The organism is Cupriavidus pauculus (assembly GCF_022179805.1).
Taxonomy (GTDB): domain Bacteria; phylum Pseudomonadota; class Gammaproteobacteria; order Burkholderiales; family Burkholderiaceae; genus Cupriavidus; species Cupriavidus pauculus_E.
The window spans coordinates 39297-54911 of the sequence record NZ_BPUO01000001.1 but is presented as its reverse complement, the minus strand read 5'-3'; the positions used below and the strand labels follow the sequence as shown (position 1 = coordinate 54911).

Below are 15615 nucleotides of genomic sequence, written 5' to 3'. Positions count from 1 at the left end.
CCTGCCCATGACCGCACCTACCATCGCACCAACCATCGCCGAACTGGCCGCCGCGCTGGCGGCTGGCCGCACCACCAGCGTTTCGCTGGCCGAGGAAGCGCTGGCCAATATCGATCGTCACCAGCAGGCGGGTGGCGTGGCGTTCATGAGCGTGGATGCCAAGGGCGCGCTGGCCCAGGCACATGCTGCCGACCAGGCGCGTGCCGCTGGCTACGTGGCATCGCCGCTGGCCGGGCTGCCGGTATCGATCAAGGACCTGTTCGATGTGCGTGGGCAGGTGACGCGCGCCGGCTCGAAGGCGCTGGACGGCAACGCGCCGGCCCAGGCCGATGCGCCGGCGGTGGCCCGGCTGCGCGCCGCTGGTGCAGTGCTGATTGGCCGCACCAACATGAGCGAGTTCGCGTTCTCGGGCCTGGGCCTGAATCCGCACTACGGCACGCCGCGCACGCCTTTTGATGGCGAGCGCATCAGCGGCGGCTCGACGTCGGGCGGCGCCGTCAGCGTGGCCGAACAGATGGCCGTGGCGGCGCTGGGCACCGATACCGGCGGATCGATCCGCATTCCGTCGGCGTTCTGCGGTCTGACCGGCTTCAAGCCGACCGCACGGCGCGTGCCGCTGGACGGCGCGGTGCCGCTTTCCACGTCGCTCGATTCAGCCGGCCCACTGGCCCGGTCGGTGGCGTGCTGCGCGGCCGTGGATGCCGTGCTCAGCGGCGAGACGCTCGACACGCGCGCCGCCGACCTGCGCGGCCTGCGCCTGTACGTGACCCGCGACTTCGTGGGCGACGGCGTGGAAGCCGAGGTGGCGCAGGCATTCGAGGCCACGCTCGTCAAGCTGTCGGCGCAGGGCGCCCACATCGTTGAGTTCGCTTTCCCCGAACTGCGCCGCCTGCCCGAGATCAACGCCGCTGGCGGCCTGACGGCTGCAGAAGCGTGGACCTGGCATCGCGAACTGCTGCAAGCCAAGGGCGACCAGTACGACCAACGCGTGGCCCAACGCATCCGCCGTGGCGAGAAGCTGACGGCTACCGACTACATCGTGCTGCTGGCTGAGCGCCGCGCTATGCAGCAACGCGCCGCCGGCCTGCTGCGCGACGCCGATGCCTGGCTGATGCCCAGCGTGGCTGTTCGCCCGCCGCGACTCGATGCGCTGACGCGCGACGAGGACTTCTTCGCTACCAACGGCCTGGTGCTGCGCAACGCCAGCGTGATCAACTTCCTCGACGGCTGCGCCACATCGCTGCCGATGGGAGAGGGCATGGGCCTGGGCGTCTGCGGACTGACTGGCAGCGACGCACGCACCTTGCAGGTGTCGGCCGCCATCGAGCAGGCACTCGGCAAGTAACGCACCCGCAGCAGCGGCTGAATTTCCCCGGCCGGATTCCCACGGGCACCGCGCCCGAAGCGCCAGCACAGCGCAATGCGAGAGGGCGCCGCCAACGTAGCGGCGCCCCGTTCAACCACACCCAAGGAGTAGTCACCGATGTCTTCCGTGATGAGCGGCGCCCCCGGCGCCCTGGAGAGCCTGCCGCCCGCGCAACTGGCGCAGCAACGCAACGAGGCGTACCGCAAGATCACCGTGCGCCTGATCCCGTTCCTCGTATTCCTGTTCATCCTGGCCTGGATCGACCGCGTCAACGTCGGTTTCGCCAAGCTGCAGATGCTGCAGGACCTGCAATTCAGTGAAGCCGTGTACGGCCTGGGCGCCGGCATCTTCTTCATCGGCTACTTCCTGTTCGAAGTGCCGAGCAACCTGCTGCTGGAAAAGATCGGCGCGCGCAAGACGCTGGCGCGCATCACCATCCTCTGGGGCTTTGCCTCCATGGCGATGATCTTCGTGAAGACGCCGGGCCAGTTCTACGCGCTGCGCTTCCTGCTGGGTATTTTCGAAGCCGGCTTCTTCCCGGGCGTGGTGCTGTACCTGACCTACTGGTTCCCGGCTGCACGGCGCGCCCGTATCAACGGCCTGTTCATGACGTCGTTCGCCATCGCTGGCGTGATCGGCGGCCCGCTGGCCGGCTTCATCATGACCGTGATGGACGGCGTGGACGGCCTGTCGAACTGGCAATGGCTGTTCGTGATCGAGGGCATTCCGTCGGTACTGGCCGGTATTGCCGTGCTGATGTACCTGCCCGAGAAGCCGGTGAACGCCAAATGGCTGTCGCAGCAGGAACAGGCCATCGTCACGCGCGACATCGAGAACGAAGCCCGCGACCCGGCCAAGCATTCGGCGCTCAAGGACGCCTTTGCCAACGCACGCGTCTGGATCTGCGCGGCCATTTACTTCTGCGTGGTCAGCGGCAACGCGACCATCGCGTTCTGGTCGCCATCGATCATCAAGGAACTGGGCGTGCACGGCAACCTGCAGATCGGCCTGATTTCCGCCATCCCGTTCGTGGCCGGCACCATCGCGATGGTCCTCAACGGCATCCATTCGGACCGCACCGGCGAGCGCCGCATGCACTGCGCCCTGGCCACGCTGCTGGCCGCCGTGGGCCTGACGCTGACCGGCCTCTGGCTGCATAGCGCCGTGCTGGCCCTGGTGGCGCTGACCGTGGCATCGATCGGCATCCTGGCCGCCTTCCCGGTGTTCTGGTCGCTGCCCTCGGCCTTCCTGGCCGGCACGGCCGCCGCCGGCGGCATCGCCCTGATCAACTCGATCGGCAACCTGGCCGGTTTTGTGGCGCCGTACATGATCGGCTGGTTCAAATCCACCACCGGCAAGCTGTCCTCGGGCCTGTATTTCGTGGCCGCCCTGGAAGCCTGCGCCACGGTGCTGGTCATTGCCTTCATCCGCGCCCGCCAGTAATCCGAAGCAAGCGTCAGCAAGGCGGGCAGGGGACTGGATTCCCCTGCCGCCTTGCGCTACAATCCGCATCCTTATTGCGCCGCTGGCAGAAGTAACGCCAACGGCACGAACCGGATTCCGGCGCGCAACGCGCCAAAAGCAAGCCACGGCAGGAATAGGGCGGAAGAAGGCGGGCAGTTCCAGCCGCCTTTTTTGCTTTGTGGAATTGCTTGATGGAAGCCCGGTCCAGGACTGCGAGGGTGGCGAAATTGGTAGACGCACCAGGTTTAGGTCCTGACGCCAGCAATGGTGTAGGGGTTCGAGTCCCCTCCCTCGCACCAAATACCAAAGCCACACGGCACCCAAAAACGCCGCAACCCACGGTAATACAAGGGCTTACGGCCCGCCGTGTGGCTCTACAGACCCCTTGAAATTCCGCACGAAACCTCACTAAACTACGCGTCATTACGCCGAATTTACGCTGAGGTTACGCATGGCTTCCTTTCGGAAGGTCAAGAATGGCTGGCGCGCCGAGGTCTATGTCCAGGGCACGCGCGACTCGAAGAACCTCGATACCAAGGCGGAGGCCCAAGCTTGGGCGTCTCAGCGCGAGACTGAACTGCGTTCGATCAGCGGCGGGACGGGGAGCAAGACCCACACCGTGCGCGACGTTCTGAAGACCTACGCCGAGAAGGTGAGCCCGGCCAAGAAGGGTGAGCGGTGGGAGGTCATCCGGCTGGACCTCATTGGCGACATTGCCGTCTTGGGGCGGAAGTTCGGAGACATCAAGCTGGCGGACCTCCAGCCCGCCCACATTGCTGCTTGGCGCGACGTCAGGCAGCGCGGGACGGACGAGCAGCCGGGTATCGCCGGCGCGTCGGTGTCGCGCGAAATGTCCCTGATTTCTCACGCCTTCAAGGTGGCGCATGAGGAGTGGGGCTGGCTGACACACAACCCCATGAAGAACGTCCGGCGGCCGCCCGACTCGCCGCCGCGCGACCGGCGCATCTCCGACAAGGAGATCGAGGATATAACCCTGGCCCTGGGCTACTACGAGGGTCACCCCGTCGCTTTGTCGTCCCAGCGAGTGGCCGTGGCGTTCCTGTTGGCCATCGAAACTGCAATGCGCTCTGGCGAGCTACTGGGCCTGACCTCCCACACGGTCGACTTGGAGCGGCGCGTCGCCCATCTTCCGATGACCAAGAATGGCGGTGCCCGGGACGTGCCACTCTCCACGCGCGCCATCGAACTGCTGAAGATGCTGCCGGAAGTGGACGACGGCAAGCCGCTGTTTGCGCTGCCAGCCGCCAGCCGGGATGCCCTGTTCCGGAAGGCAAAGGAAAAGGCCGGCATTGCCGACCTGACGTTCCACGATACCCGCCACGAAGCCATCACCAGGCTCTCGACGAAGCTCGACGTGCTCGCGCTGGCCCGGATGACCGGGCACACCAACCTCAGCGAGCTGCGGACCTACTACAACGAGTCCGCCGCCGAACTGGCGCTGCGGCTGGGCTAGTCCGGCTTGCGAGGGCGGCCCATCTTGCCGCCCTGGTACGACTCCACCCACTTGATGACCTCGATCGCCTTCCAGCGCGGCTGAGCCTTGCCGAGGCTGCCCGGGTTTGGAAGACGGATCGGTGCCGGGAAACCGGGCACGTTCACCACGCGTTCGCGCACCACCTTGGCGGGCCGCTGCAGGTATTCGCCGATCTCTTTCGTTGACCAAAGCTGCGCCTCAAGCGGGATGTGGGCCATCGGGCGGATTCTCTTGTCCAGTTCCTCGATGATGCGGTCGAGTAGTTCTTGTTCGCTCATTTCTCACTCCATTCCTGCGTTACATCATCCACGGGAGGCCCTGCGCGGCAGCGCGAGCCTTCCGTTCTGCCAATTCGGCTTCGAGTGCCGCGTCCAGCGCGGCGGGGTTGTCAGAAAGGCTCCCGTGGGCGTCGCAAAGCTCGACATAGCGGTCGACAGCTGGATTCCAGTTCCTGGCCAGATGGACGATCACGGCACCTGGCTGGCCGGCGGACCGTGGGCACAGGCGGCAAAGGTTCTGATGCCGGCGCTCGCCGACCGGGCGGGAGCTTCGGATCAGCGGATACTTTGCGCGCTCGGTGGCCACCTGGTCGTCGGTCAGATCGCGTGCGGCCAGTTGCAGGGCGGGCATGGTCGGAAAGCGCTGTTCGGGCAGCGCCTCCAGCCAGAACGAGTTCACAAAGGGTTTGCCGTACGACTCGCGTCGCGCATCCAGGTGAACGCCAAAGCCATCCTGATCGGCATAGCGGTAGAACGCCAGGCCGTTGGCGCCGTGGCCGTGGACCGTAGAGTAGAGGGTGAGGTCGTCAGGGATGTTCATGGCTCTGCCGTGCTGCTTCCTTAGCCAGATGTCGCTCGACCCATTCCCGCATGCGCTTCCAGCGCATCGGGCCCAGGTCGCTTTCCGGTATGTCAACCATCGTCCGGACGATGTGATTTCCGTACTCCGGGTAGTACGGGCGTACCGGGCCCGTGATCTCCACATCCACGTGCTTCCACGTGACCATGGCTTCGTCGTTCTCAAAGACGATCTCGCGCACCATGGCAGGGGCGAGATCGAAGGCCTTGGCCACTTGGTCAGGGTCTTCCGGATCGATAGGCGCCATGTCCAGGCCGCGAAACGCACCCAACACGCCTAGCGTGCAAAACTCGCCGTCAGTTGTGACGAGCGACTCGGCAGCAAGGACCTTGTTTGGCATCGCGTCCATGGCGGCAGCGATCTCCTTCAGAGCCTGCTGCCCGCGCTTGCCACGAATCGCCCGCTCGACGGCGCCGCGCCACAGGCCGAGGTTCTCGCAATCGTCGGTGTATCCGCTTCGGCTCATGCCGACACCTCCATCTTTGTTGGGCTGCAGCTGTAGGGCAGCATTAGCGGGTGAGCTGGCGTGCCGTCGGGAAGGATCCGCAGGGCATGTGCCGCAAAGCCTGTTCGTGCCATCTTCTCCAGCATGGAAGATGCCTCCGGCCGACCACGAGCATTCGCACCCCAGGCTGCAACTACGATGCCGTCACCGTGGATGGTGTCGAGCATCGCGTGGGATACGTGCTCATGGTTCTTCGGACCGACGGGCCAGCCCGCCGCCTTCAATGCCTTCGGATCCGTCGCACGATAGGCGTACAGGTTGACCACCTCAATTGCGCTGAAGCCAGCACGCGAGGCGAATCCCATGCATTTGCGGATGGTCGGGTCGTCGACTTCCGCGTCGGCCGTGCTCGGGTTGAGCATGACGAACAGCATGCAGCCGCCATCCGCCCAGCGCCGGCCGAGCCGATACCGGTAAGTGCCGCACTCGGAAATGATGGCCGTCTTTTTCATGCTTCCACCTCCGCATGCTTGCGGGAAATGGCGGCGTCGATGGCGGCGCGTGGGTCGTCGCGAAATACCTCGGCCACTACACGCTCATGTGGTGCGGCCTGGTGGTGTTCGACGACGCGCCAGCCGACATCGCCATCACCTTCGCTGCTGCCGATGTCAAAGCAACGTAGATCCCAGCTTTCGTCGATGAGTTTGTCCATGCGATCTGAATCACGCTTTCGCTGGCTCTCAGCTTGGCGCTGCCGGCGCGTCTTGTGCGGCTCGGCCGGCTTCTTTCGAATGAAGAGCGCAACGGGGCCATCCTCGGTGTCGTAGATGTCGGAAAGCATCCACCCGTCACCATCTGGCGGCGTCGGCGCCCACGGGGCGCAGCTCGCGCCCTCCCACACTGCTTCGATGAGTGCTTCATCGTCGCAATCCGTTTCCATGCGCACGGCCTCGCATTCGATACCAAATGCCAGAAGGAACCCGCGCACATCGTCGCCCTCATCGAGTTCCGGGAGCGCCGGGTTTGACAGCATGCCGCGCTCGTCTCTGGTGAGATCACGGGGAGCCAGCATTCGGTCAGCTAGGCCGACTAGGTCGAAGGCAACGGGCGTCACTTGTGCCGACGACTGTGCGAGCCAATCACGCACAGCGCGCATTTTCCCTTCCTCGACGCCTTCCAGGTAGGCCGATCTCTCGCTAGGCGTGCGAGGCGTCAGTTCGTCGCTGTACTGGATTGCAGGTTGTGCATCCTGTGCCCTCGATGCTGCATAGACGTCGGGAACATGCTGAGGGAGAGGTGAGTGCTTTGGCTTGGCTGCCTGCTTCGCGCGGATTTGATCTACCTTGGTCCAGACGCGGGCCAGCTCTGTTTCACCTGCAGCGTGCATGTCTAGCGACTGCGCGAGGCAAAGCGCGGCCAGCGTTACCATGACGCCACCGACCTCCTGGTGCTTTTCGCCAACCGGGCGGGAGAAAACGTAATCGACGAGCTGGTGCGCCTCACTGCGGGAGCAGCCGCACGCCTGAACCAGTTCCAGCGCCTCTTCGAGGAAGCGGTGGTTGCGTTCCTCCGCATCTGCCGAGATCTCCGCGCCGAAGCATTCGAGCATCCAGGGCTTCACGCGCAATTGGAAGGTCTGCTGGATCGCTTCGTCGATTGCGCGTAGCAGTGCGGTTCGGTACTGCCCCATTGTCTGGAAGGTGGCCGCGATGAAATTGTCGGCGGCCCAGTTACGAAGAGAGGCGAGTGTCATTGGAACAGTCTCCCGTGGATCTCGTCGAGCTTCTCCACTTCGTCGGCGGTCAGGTCGACAATGCTGGAACGCTGGACCTTTTCCTTGAGGCTTCGGACAAAGCTGGCTTCGTCCATACGGAGGTCGCGCGTGTCGATCCGCCTGGTGAGGCGATCGATCATCGTCGCGGTGCTGACGATTCCCATCGGGAGATCTCCTTCTGCAATCCGTTGCATCCAACGGAGGGTTTGGTGGGTGCCCCAAGCCATGGCGGCTATGAGCGCAGCGAGCAGGGCGATTGCGAACGCAAGCCGGGTCATGCCTGCCTCCGGTCCGCCTTGCGATAGGCTTTGGTGAGGGCGAAATCCACGGCGTGGCCCCGGCCCCGGATCACCTTTGCGAGGCAAGCGCGGTCTACGTGGCTGGCCGTAGCCTGGCGGGTGAGTCCCAAGTAGCTGTTGGCCGCATCGAAGACATCGGCGTCTGGCATCTGCGCCAGGCGTTGCGCCGCGACATTCACCGAGCGGGCGCGGGTATGACGTGCCCATGGCCGTACTACCTGCCCAACAAAGTCGATGCCGCGTGCGGCCGTTTGCAGGATCGTTTTCGTTGGGTTCAGACGTGCGTGCAGCTCGCGCGGCAGGAAGTCATCGATGCGCGACAGTGCGGCATTCAGCCACTGTGGCGACTGGTGCAGGATCAGAAAGTCATCGACATAGCGGATGTAATGCCGCGCGCCGATCTGGTGCTTCACGAACTGATCCAGCTCGTTGAGGTACACATTCGCGAAGAACTGGCTGCTGAGGTTGCCGATTGGCAGTCCCAGGTGTGCCGGCTGCTCCATGAGCCGCTTGTGCGGCGGCACGAGTTCCATCATCGAGCGATCGCCGAGGTAGACGAAATCAGCCCGTGGGTCGTGCATCAGCACAAGCTCGGCTAGCCATTGCCAGAACGGCTCAGTGATCTTCACGCGCAGCAGCTGCAGCAGGATGCTCTTGTCGATGCTTACGAAGAAGTTGGCTAGATCGCACTTCAGGTAGAACGCAGGCCGCGACCAGTTCTGGGTGATGCTTCGCACCTTCGCTTCCAGGCGGCGAGCGGCGTACAGGGTGCCCCGTCCCTTGATGCAGGCGCAAGAGTCGGCGATAAAGGAGCTCTCGAAACGAGGGCCGATCTTCCGGTACAGAAGGTGGTGCACGATGCGATCGCGGAACTCTGCCGCCCACACTTCACGGGGCTTTGGTCGCGTGATGACGAAGCACTTCGACCGTCCCGGTGTGTAGATACCTTCGGCCAGCTCGTCGTACAGACATCGCAGGTTTTGCTCCAGGTTGACCTCGAACGCCAGCGCGCTCGCGCTGTTGCGCTTTGTGCGGCGGCAGTCGATATAGGCTTCGAGCAGTTCGTAAAACGAGAAGGGGGCGCTTTCGTTCCAATCTGCGGACGGCGCGAGCGCGAAGCTCGTTGTTCTGGTGGTTGTTGTTCTGGTTGCCGTTGTTGAAGTTCTGATACCAGGCCCAGCCGTATCCATCATGCTATCCACGTCGCCCGTCCGATTGCTCAGCTGGGAAACTGCGCCGGACGCTGCCCGGAAGCTACCGGAGGTATCCGTGATGCGCCTGTCGGTGGCCTCGTGAGCCAGCGGCATGACCAGATTGAAAGATCGCTCAGTCATGGCGGCCTTGACCTCCGTGAAGCGGGCGATTTGCGAACTTTTTCCAGCCGTTTGCCTGCTTGCCAATCCCGGTCGTGATCTCGATGGCCTTGGCGTAGCCGGTCCGGGAAATCAGTCGCTTGTCCATGCTGAGACGCAGAAGCAGCTCGATCACTTGCAGGCGCTCCAGCAGTTCCACCAGATGCGGCGACTTGTCGGCGGCGACATTAGCCCGGAACACGAGCACCATGATCTCAATGCACTCGGCGTTGATCTTTTCGCCGATGCTGCGCTTGAAATCGCGGGCCATGTTCTTGACCAAGTCGGTGACAACGTCCAGGAGACCGTATGCCGCCTTGTAGATCGGAAGTTGGGTGTGCAGAGCCACGGTGGTTCAAATGGTTAAATTACTGAAGGAATGAATCTGCGGACGGCGCGAGCGCGAAGCTCGAGGTCCTGGGGGTTGCCGTACTGGCGGCCGTAGCCGAAGTACTGAAACCAGGCCCAGCCGTCGTTTTCCTCGTGCTCCTCACCGGACCAGTACCAGGCTGACTCAAACTCGCCCTTCAGGTTGGAAAACAGGAGGGATTGCTCGCGGCGTGTAGGGAGCGAAGCGTCGCGGTCACCGGCCCAGATGCAGGCATCCTTCCACGTGGCGCTCTCGACTTCGCCGGGCAGCAGGATTAGGTGGTAGTCCGGCTGTCCTTCATCGCCGAGGACGAGGCCCGCGTAGCGTTCACCTGGCGCGAGCGGGATCTTCACGCCGGCGACGGTGTACTCCGTGGGCAGCAGCTGTTCGCGGAAGGCCTCGATCATTGCGGCTACGCGCGAGTGTTCGGCCTCGATCTGTTCAAGCGTGATCATGTGATGCGCTCCAGAGGAATGGATGAAGGGTTAAATGGGCAATCTGCGGACGGCGCGAGCGCGAAGCTCGCTGCCCTGGTGGCGGTAGTCCTGGGTGCCGTAGCCGAAGCTCTGACACCAGGCCCAGCCGTCGTTGTTGTGGTGGACTTCGTTGCTCCAGTACCAATCCTTCTGAAACTGGTCGCGGAAGTTGGCCCACAACATGGCCTGCTCGACGCGGTTCGGAAGATCGCCGCCAACCGACTTGGCCCATTCCATCTGGGCTTGCCACGTGGCGTCGCCGTTGTCGCCCGGCAGCAGGATCACGTGGTGGAAGTCACCGTTCTTGTCGCCGATGGCACCGACATAGATTTCGCCCTCGGACAGCGGCGGGATTTGCAGTTGTTGCATGCGGAGTCCTATTGAGTTGCGTGGGTACTGCGTTGGGTCGGGTACTTGCGGCGGGGAGGGTCTCGGAGGCTTCCCACGGTGTTTAGTGACTTGGGGCTGTCGATGCCGCTTTCCCCGGTTGATCAGGCCGCCATTTCGAGCGGGAAGAGCGTTGGAGCGTCGTCGGGCTCGCCAATGAAGTGGCCATTGATGTCCGACATCGCATAGATGCCGTCGGAGCGCATCCACTGGATGCGGGTTTCACCATTCGGCCCGGCACCTCGGAACAGGCGAATCGGCGAAGCGAGGATCACTGCGCGGTCGCCGTCATAGCTGGAGTCGGCCACGGTGAGCGGAACGGCCAGCTTGATGTAGGCAAGTTCAAGCTCGTCCATCTTGGCCACGTCGCCGCGTCTTGCTGCCTTGGCTGCCTGCCGCTTGAGTTCGTCGATAGTCATGTCAGGGTCCTCGTTACACGCGAAGGGAGGTGAGAATGCCGCGCCAGCTACCGTCCTGAAGGAGGTAGACGGAGAAGTCCTGCTTCCCCTGGCTGGCCCATGAAAGCGCGACGTCGTCGGTCTTCACCTGGCCGAGCAGGCGCAGGAGATTCGGGCCGTCGAATGAGTTGTCTAGGTGCGCTTCTTCGCTACGCGCCTTGACCGGAATTTCGGCGTCGACGGCCTGCATGCCGTCGGTGATCGTGATTGCGCAGTCAGCGCCGTCTTGCTCGAAGCGGATCACGCCCTTCTGATCGAAGACGCGATGCAGCGGGCAGATCTGCAGCAGCTCGTCGCGCGAGAACGTCACGAACTGGTCAGCCTTGGGGATCATCCGGCGCCAATCGAAGTACTTGGCGCCCTGGTGTCCGCACTCGATGCGGATCCCGTCACGGCTCCCAACAATGTGCTTCTCATAGATCTCAAACCGGGTCGCGCCAACCTTCGAGAGCAGATCCGCACCATCGGCCGCAAGGCAAACGCCGAACGGCGCGATGGTCTCGCCGAACTCTGCCGGCGCTACCAGCAATGAATTCGCGGCCAGCATGAAGCTGTCGCAGCCGACCATGTGTACCGCCTCGCCGTCGCACTCGATCCATAGGTTTCGCAGGATGGGCTTGTCATGGCGGAACATCCCGGCCACGGCGAACGACACCGTCGGGATCATCTCCGTGAGGCCCGGCGCGTCGAGCACGGCAATGGGCTCGCCTTCGATCCTCGCTTCAGGAAAGTCCCGCCCAGGCAGGGACGGAATGGTCAAGCGGCACGAGCCAGCGCGCGCAATCACCTTCGCGTCCTTCGCCGTGAAACTCACATCCTCTGCGGTCATCCCGACCAGGGCGGAAAGCTTGTCGGCGGGCAGGCAAATGTCGATGCAGTCCCCGAAGATTTCAGCAGGAACCGTCGCTTGGACGGTCATGTGGGTGTTTGATCCCGTGAGGGTCACTGCCTGGACGTCCTCCGTGGCCTGCAGCCTGATGTGGGTCAGAATGTGCAGCGGCGATTTGGACGGTGCAGCCTGGCTGGCGGCCTTGAAGGCATCGCTCAGGTGCTTTCTCGTTATGGTGAGCATCAGCGACTCGGTGTTCGTTGCTTTGGTCTTGGTCTTAGCCATGGCAGATCTCAGTGGAGGCGGACGTATTCGAGGTCGCCGTTCGGCAGCAGGCGGCCGCTCAGCTTCCAGCCCTTGGCGCGCATCTCGCGCACGTGGTCGTGCATGAAGATCTCGGTGTTCATGACTGCCTCCAGATACGGGTGGCGGTGGGCGCTTCCGGATTGAAAGCGGCATAGAGGCCGGAGAGGGCAATTACGCCGATGGCGGTACCGACCCAGAAGGCGATGGCGCGGAGAAGCTTCACGCTGGACTCCCCGTAGCGATGGCCATGGCCGCGTCGATCTGCCTGAGGACCAGGTCGTATGCAGCGATTCCCGCTTTGCCCAGCTCGTCGTGGACTTCACCGGTTTGGAAGTTCACATGGCAGTCGAACATGTTCTTGCGATCTTGGTAGATCGTCTGCCGTGCGGCGGCGAGCGCGTCAAACATGGTCGGTGCCGCGGCGATCAGGCGGGCGTCGGCCTCTGCGCCGCCGGACGTGTCTTGGCGCAGATGAACCAGGATGAGATTCGGCTTGCTGGCCGCGCGCACGATGTGCGTATAGGCGTCCGAGTTCTCCTGGTAGAACCAGGGGCCGGGGGTGTGCGTGGCGCTCATGCTGCGCTCCCGGTGGCTTCAGCAATGACGGCGGCGCCTGCAGCCTTGCAGGCAGCGCTGAGGCGGGCGGCAGCGGTGGCATTCCGCTCGCCCCACACCAGCCGCTGGTTGATGGTCATCAACTGCCAGGCGTTTCCAATGATGATCTGCGCGAGTTGGTACTCGCGGAGCAATTTGTCGTAGTCATTGGCCGCGGCGGCCTGGCGTTGAACAGCGTGATCGTTGTTCATGCCGCCTCCTTGATCTCAACCGGAGCCTCGGCGCGCGCCAAGTCTTTCGGCGCCATGTACATGCGCAGGCGGAGGCGGCCCTTCTTGAAGAGAAGCGTCGCGGTGTGAGTGCTGTCATCGCGCTCGCTGAGCACGAAGCCAGCCTTCAGCAGTGCCCTATACAGGCGCACACCACCATCAAAGATGGAAGCCATGACGTGGAGCGTCAGCTTCTCTCGGAAGGCAGGCGTGAGCGAGTCGGCGTGGATGTCGTAGCCGGCGGCCTTGATGGCGGCGTGCTCCGCATCGAGGAGCAGCAGTGCCGGGGCCATAGCCTTGAGTTCAGCCTGGCGGGCGCGGAGCTTGTATTCCGCCATCGCCGCGCCCTGTTGGGAGAGCGGCAATGCCAGGATCTGTTCGTGGGTGAGGGGCTTGGCCATGGCTCAGACCCACCCACGCGAGGACGCAAAAGCGAACGCTGCGACTATGCCGAGCGTCTGCAACATGATTCCGATAGGTACGAGCAGATCCATCCCTCTATCTCCCAGTGAGCGCCGTGGCGCGTCGATGGAGGGAACTATACACCAACGAATAGAAATAGCAATACGCGAATGAATAGTTCGGGCCGCTACGTCCCCTCGAGGCGTTTGGCCCGCGCGAGTCGGCGCGCCAGGTCGGTCAGATGCTCCACGGAGAGGAGGTCGTCTTCCGAATAGGCGCCGTTGACGAAGGCCCTGTAGGTGCCGTCGTCCTGGCGGAATAGGTGGATTGCGTCTTCTTGTTTGGTGCGCGGTAGCGCGGCGGAACGATCAATTCGGCCTGTCCGGCGTTTGTGCTCGGCGAGGCTGACTACGTTGCTCATGTGACCCCTCATACGCAGGCATTCTTGGCGGCCTGAAGTTCTGAGGTACTCACTTAACTCGGATGGGGTGTGGGAATAACCCCACGTCCGTCGGATGCAACGGGTTTGGCCGGCTAGGTGGCCAATGCCTCTGCCGCCCAGGGGCGAAAAAAAGCCCGCTATCGCGGGCGTCGTCTAGCGATGGCGTGTCAACGGGTTTTTAGCCGCTTGTTGCTTTGTGGCACGGGGTCTGGCTCTCCACCTGAAATCTCTTTGGCGGCTTTTGCCCTAACGTCGTCAAGGTTGATGTCAAAGGGCGTATCGAACACCGAGAAGTCGCTCGTCTCGGTGGATTGCTGCAGGGCGCCCAGCAACTTGGACAGGACTGCCGAGGGAAGAAGTCCGATCAGGTGATTTGCTGCCTCTAGCTGCGCGCTCCTCACCCGTTCCTCTAGCGACATATTGGCCGCCACCAGAAGCCCGGCGCTTCCCTGCCTTGGGTCGACGTTGGGTGGATCGTCGCCGGGGCCTTCAGCAAGCCAGGTGGCTGGAACATTGAAGGTGGTCGCAATCTTCTTGATCGTCCCGAGCTCCGGAGTGTCCGTCTGTCCTTTGAGTATGCGATTGATCGTGGGCTGGGGGACGCCAGTCATGCGTGCAAGGGCGCTCTGGCTCTTCACGTTCCGGGCGCGCATCAGGCGATCAAGGCGGGTTGCGATTGTCATGGTTCCGATATACGGCGGCGAATAGCGATGGTCAAACATCTATTCACGCGCGCATTGACAAGCTATGCGGCAATGAATAGACTAAGGCATGGACAAGACCCACCAAGTCAAGCTTGCCGAACTGAAGGCTCACACCGGGATGAGCGAGGTAGCGCTTAGTCGCCGCCTGCAAATTTCCCAGCCGACGGTGAACCGAATTCTGAACGGCCAAGGGGACTGCAAAGGCAGCACCCTTGTCGCGATCGACCGGATGCACGCCGAGGTGTTTGGCCGGCCGTTGGCCGCCTGACTAGTTCCCGCTCTGGCCGTCTTCCAGTGCTTGTGCGATGCGTTCCAGTCGCGCGAGCAGTTCACGCACGTCCCGGATGCAGTCATGAAGGGCAGGGCGCTGATCGACAGGCTGTTTGCGACCGCGGTGGGGTTTGCCTTTTCCAGTAGCGAGCCATTGGGCGGAAACGCCGAGGGCGCGCGCAATGGCTTCTGTGTGGCGGCTGCCCTGCGCGTTGCGGTTTGGGTCAGCCAGGTACTGGATGGATTGGTACTCGATGCCGACGCGCAGAGCCAGAGCGCGCCGAGAGGTCGGCGGTTCGGTCTGTTGCATTGCCCAGCGGAGGCGTTCGGCGTACGTGTACATGCGGTTGAGTGTGTCATTGCCTCTATGCAGATGTGTCTGTGTTTTGCCGGTAGAAGCTTCTGCCGGGCCGGGCGAAGTGATCACCTGGCAAAAAAATTTTCGGCTCCGCGCAACTGTGGATTCAACCGTGGAACCGATGAAATCTTTCTATAAGGACAAGAACGATGCGGACAGCGAACCTGCTTGAATGCGGCCCCAGTACTGGCTTGCAGCCAGTCAGCGAGCAGCAATCGGGCGCGCAAGGCCCGTTTCTCTCGCCCAGCCTGATCGCGGAGTGCAAGACGTTCCGTGACGCGTGCGCGCTCGCCTGGGAACACCGGGCGAACCATGGGCTGACGAAGCAGATTCTTGCGGCCATGGCTGACCTGTACCCATCGCACTCGAGCGACTACTTCCACCGGGAGAAGGTGAATGCCAACGGGAAACCGAGGCGGGACCTGCCGGCGGAAAAGATCGCGGACGTGGAGCGCGTCCTTGGTAACCGGGCAATCAGCCAGTACCTGGCGCGCCGAGCGATGCTGACCTTGATGGAAGAGATCGCAGCGAGGATCCATGGATGAAGGGGTGGCGCTGCGGATTGCCAGGAGCGCAGTCCGGCAGGCGATGAAAAAGCACGGAGACAACAAGCAACGCGCATTCCTAGAGCTGCAGGAGATGGCCAAAGCGGATGCGCAATTGAACGAGGCGTTCACCAAGACTGGCTGGCTTGACCTCAAGGCCGAGCAGTCTGTGAAGCACTAGGGGAGCGGGG

General features: G+C 63.0%; 25 protein-coding genes and 1 tRNA gene. 7 read left to right on the top strand and 19 right to left on the bottom strand.

The window, feature by feature from the left end:
* Window positions 1-7 precede the first annotated feature (7 nt).
* The 4 genes from MFF62_RS00395 (at window position 8) to MFF62_RS00380 (ending at window position 4304) form a co-directional block, all read left to right on the top strand.
* Window positions 8-1345: an amidase gene (locus MFF62_RS00395; protein ID WP_238258968.1), complete on the top strand. Its 1338-nt coding sequence runs from the start codon at window positions 8-10 to the stop codon at window positions 1343-1345.
* Between the two features lie 138 nt (window positions 1346-1483).
* A complete protein-coding gene (locus MFF62_RS00390) occupies window positions 1484-2809 on the top strand; it encodes an MFS transporter (RefSeq protein ID WP_238258967.1) in 1326 nt (441 codons plus the stop codon).
* Between the two features lie 233 nt (window positions 2810-3042).
* Window positions 3043-3129 (top strand) — tRNA-Leu (locus MFF62_RS00385).
* Between the two features lie 152 nt (window positions 3130-3281).
* The gene (locus MFF62_RS00380; protein WP_238258966.1) at window positions 3282-4304 is read left to right on the top strand and encodes a tyrosine-type recombinase/integrase; all 1023 of its coding nucleotides are present in this window, start codon (window positions 3282-3284) and stop codon (window positions 4302-4304) included.
* Here the strand turns inward: MFF62_RS00380 and MFF62_RS00375 are convergent.
* The 18 genes from MFF62_RS00375 to MFF62_RS00295 form a co-directional block, all read right to left on the bottom strand.
* Window positions 4301-4603 (bottom strand): hypothetical protein, encoded by a 303-nt coding sequence (locus MFF62_RS00375; protein ID WP_238258965.1) that lies wholly within the window; start codon window positions 4601-4603, stop codon window positions 4301-4303. The two genes, MFF62_RS00380 and MFF62_RS00375, sit on opposite strands and share 4 nt — an antisense overlap.
* A gap of 19 nt (window positions 4604-4622) precedes the next feature.
* Window positions 4623-5144, bottom strand: a complete 522-nt coding sequence (locus tag MFF62_RS00370; RefSeq protein WP_238258964.1) for a hypothetical protein — start codon at window positions 5142-5144, stop codon at window positions 4623-4625.
* On the bottom strand, window positions 5131-5649 hold the full coding sequence (locus MFF62_RS00365) for a hypothetical protein (RefSeq protein ID WP_238258963.1): 519 nt from the start codon (window positions 5647-5649) through the stop codon (window positions 5131-5133). Before MFF62_RS00365 ends, MFF62_RS00370 begins: the two co-directional genes overlap by 14 nt.
* The gene (locus tag MFF62_RS00360; protein WP_238258962.1) at window positions 5646-6140 is read right to left on the bottom strand and encodes a DUF1643 domain-containing protein; all 495 of its coding nucleotides are present in this window, start codon (window positions 6138-6140) and stop codon (window positions 5646-5648) included. The genes MFF62_RS00365 and MFF62_RS00360 overlap by 4 nt, the downstream gene beginning before the upstream one ends.
* A complete protein-coding gene (locus tag MFF62_RS00355) occupies window positions 6137-7381 on the bottom strand; it encodes a hypothetical protein (RefSeq protein ID WP_238258961.1) in 1245 nt (414 codons plus the stop codon). Before MFF62_RS00355 ends, MFF62_RS00360 begins: the two co-directional genes overlap by 4 nt.
* The gene (locus MFF62_RS00350) at window positions 7378-7680 is read right to left on the bottom strand and encodes a hypothetical protein (protein WP_238258960.1); all 303 of its coding nucleotides are present in this window, start codon (window positions 7678-7680) and stop codon (window positions 7378-7380) included. Before MFF62_RS00350 ends, MFF62_RS00355 begins: the two co-directional genes overlap by 4 nt.
* Window positions 7677-9035, bottom strand: coding sequence for an RNA-directed DNA polymerase (locus MFF62_RS00345; protein ID WP_473700877.1), 1359 nt, complete (start codon window positions 9033-9035; stop codon window positions 7677-7679). The genes MFF62_RS00350 and MFF62_RS00345 overlap by 4 nt, the downstream gene beginning before the upstream one ends.
* On the bottom strand, window positions 9028-9402 hold the full coding sequence (locus MFF62_RS00340; protein ID WP_238258959.1) for a four helix bundle protein: 375 nt from the start codon (window positions 9400-9402) through the stop codon (window positions 9028-9030). The genes MFF62_RS00345 and MFF62_RS00340 overlap by 8 nt, the downstream gene beginning before the upstream one ends.
* 14 nt (window positions 9403-9416) lie before the next feature.
* The gene (locus MFF62_RS00335) at window positions 9417-9878 is read right to left on the bottom strand and encodes an Lcl C-terminal domain-containing protein (protein WP_238258958.1); all 462 of its coding nucleotides are present in this window, start codon (window positions 9876-9878) and stop codon (window positions 9417-9419) included.
* 30 nt (window positions 9879-9908) lie between these two features.
* The gene (locus tag MFF62_RS00330; protein ID WP_238258957.1) at window positions 9909-10268 is read right to left on the bottom strand and encodes a DUF1566 domain-containing protein; all 360 of its coding nucleotides are present in this window, start codon (window positions 10266-10268) and stop codon (window positions 9909-9911) included.
* A gap of 122 nt (window positions 10269-10390) precedes the next feature.
* The gene (locus MFF62_RS00325; protein ID WP_101684935.1) at window positions 10391-10705 is read right to left on the bottom strand and encodes a hypothetical protein; all 315 of its coding nucleotides are present in this window, start codon (window positions 10703-10705) and stop codon (window positions 10391-10393) included.
* A 13-nt stretch (window positions 10706-10718) separates the two neighbouring features.
* Window positions 10719-11858: a beta clamp domain-containing protein gene (locus tag MFF62_RS00320; protein WP_238258956.1), complete on the bottom strand. Its 1140-nt coding sequence runs from the start codon at window positions 11856-11858 to the stop codon at window positions 10719-10721.
* A gap of 118 nt (window positions 11859-11976) precedes the next feature.
* Entirely contained in the window at window positions 11977-12102 is a 126-nt protein-coding gene (locus MFF62_RS30735) for a hypothetical protein (protein WP_283205295.1), read from the bottom strand.
* A complete protein-coding gene (locus tag MFF62_RS00315; RefSeq protein WP_238258955.1) occupies window positions 12099-12455 on the bottom strand; it encodes a hypothetical protein in 357 nt (118 codons plus the stop codon). Before MFF62_RS00315 ends, MFF62_RS30735 begins: the two co-directional genes overlap by 4 nt.
* On the bottom strand, window positions 12452-12685 hold the full coding sequence (locus MFF62_RS00310; RefSeq protein ID WP_238258954.1) for a hypothetical protein: 234 nt from the start codon (window positions 12683-12685) through the stop codon (window positions 12452-12454). Before MFF62_RS00310 ends, MFF62_RS00315 begins: the two co-directional genes overlap by 4 nt.
* On the bottom strand, window positions 12682-13104 hold the full coding sequence (locus MFF62_RS00305; protein WP_238258953.1) for a hypothetical protein: 423 nt from the start codon (window positions 13102-13104) through the stop codon (window positions 12682-12684). The genes MFF62_RS00310 and MFF62_RS00305 overlap by 4 nt, the downstream gene beginning before the upstream one ends.
* 188 nt (window positions 13105-13292) lie before the next feature.
* Window positions 13293-13526: a hypothetical protein gene (locus MFF62_RS00300; RefSeq protein WP_238258952.1), complete on the bottom strand. Its 234-nt coding sequence runs from the start codon at window positions 13524-13526 to the stop codon at window positions 13293-13295.
* Between the two features lie 188 nt (window positions 13527-13714).
* A complete protein-coding gene (locus tag MFF62_RS00295; protein ID WP_238258951.1) occupies window positions 13715-14269 on the bottom strand; it encodes a helix-turn-helix domain-containing protein in 555 nt (184 codons plus the stop codon).
* A gap of 49 nt (window positions 14270-14318) precedes the next feature.
* Between MFF62_RS00295 and MFF62_RS00290 the strand changes: the two genes are divergently transcribed.
* Window positions 14319-14519, top strand: coding sequence for a helix-turn-helix domain-containing protein (locus tag MFF62_RS00290; protein WP_238258950.1), 201 nt, complete (start codon window positions 14319-14321; stop codon window positions 14517-14519).
* Here the strand turns inward: MFF62_RS00290 and MFF62_RS00285 are convergent, their stop codons facing one another.
* On the bottom strand, window positions 14520-14864 hold the full coding sequence (locus tag MFF62_RS00285) for a hypothetical protein (protein ID WP_238258949.1): 345 nt from the start codon (window positions 14862-14864) through the stop codon (window positions 14520-14522).
* A gap of 164 nt (window positions 14865-15028) precedes the next feature.
* Between MFF62_RS00285 and MFF62_RS00280 the strand changes: the two genes are divergently transcribed.
* Together MFF62_RS00280 and MFF62_RS00275 are read left to right on the top strand one after the other, a co-directional pair.
* Complete coding sequence (locus MFF62_RS00280; protein ID WP_238258948.1) at window positions 15029-15424, top strand: XRE family transcriptional regulator; 396 nt, start codon at window positions 15029-15031, stop codon at window positions 15422-15424.
* The gene (locus MFF62_RS00275) at window positions 15417-15605 is read left to right on the top strand and encodes a hypothetical protein (RefSeq protein WP_238258947.1); all 189 of its coding nucleotides are present in this window, start codon (window positions 15417-15419) and stop codon (window positions 15603-15605) included. Before MFF62_RS00280 ends, MFF62_RS00275 begins: the two co-directional genes overlap by 8 nt.
* Window positions 15606-15615 lie beyond the last annotated feature (10 nt).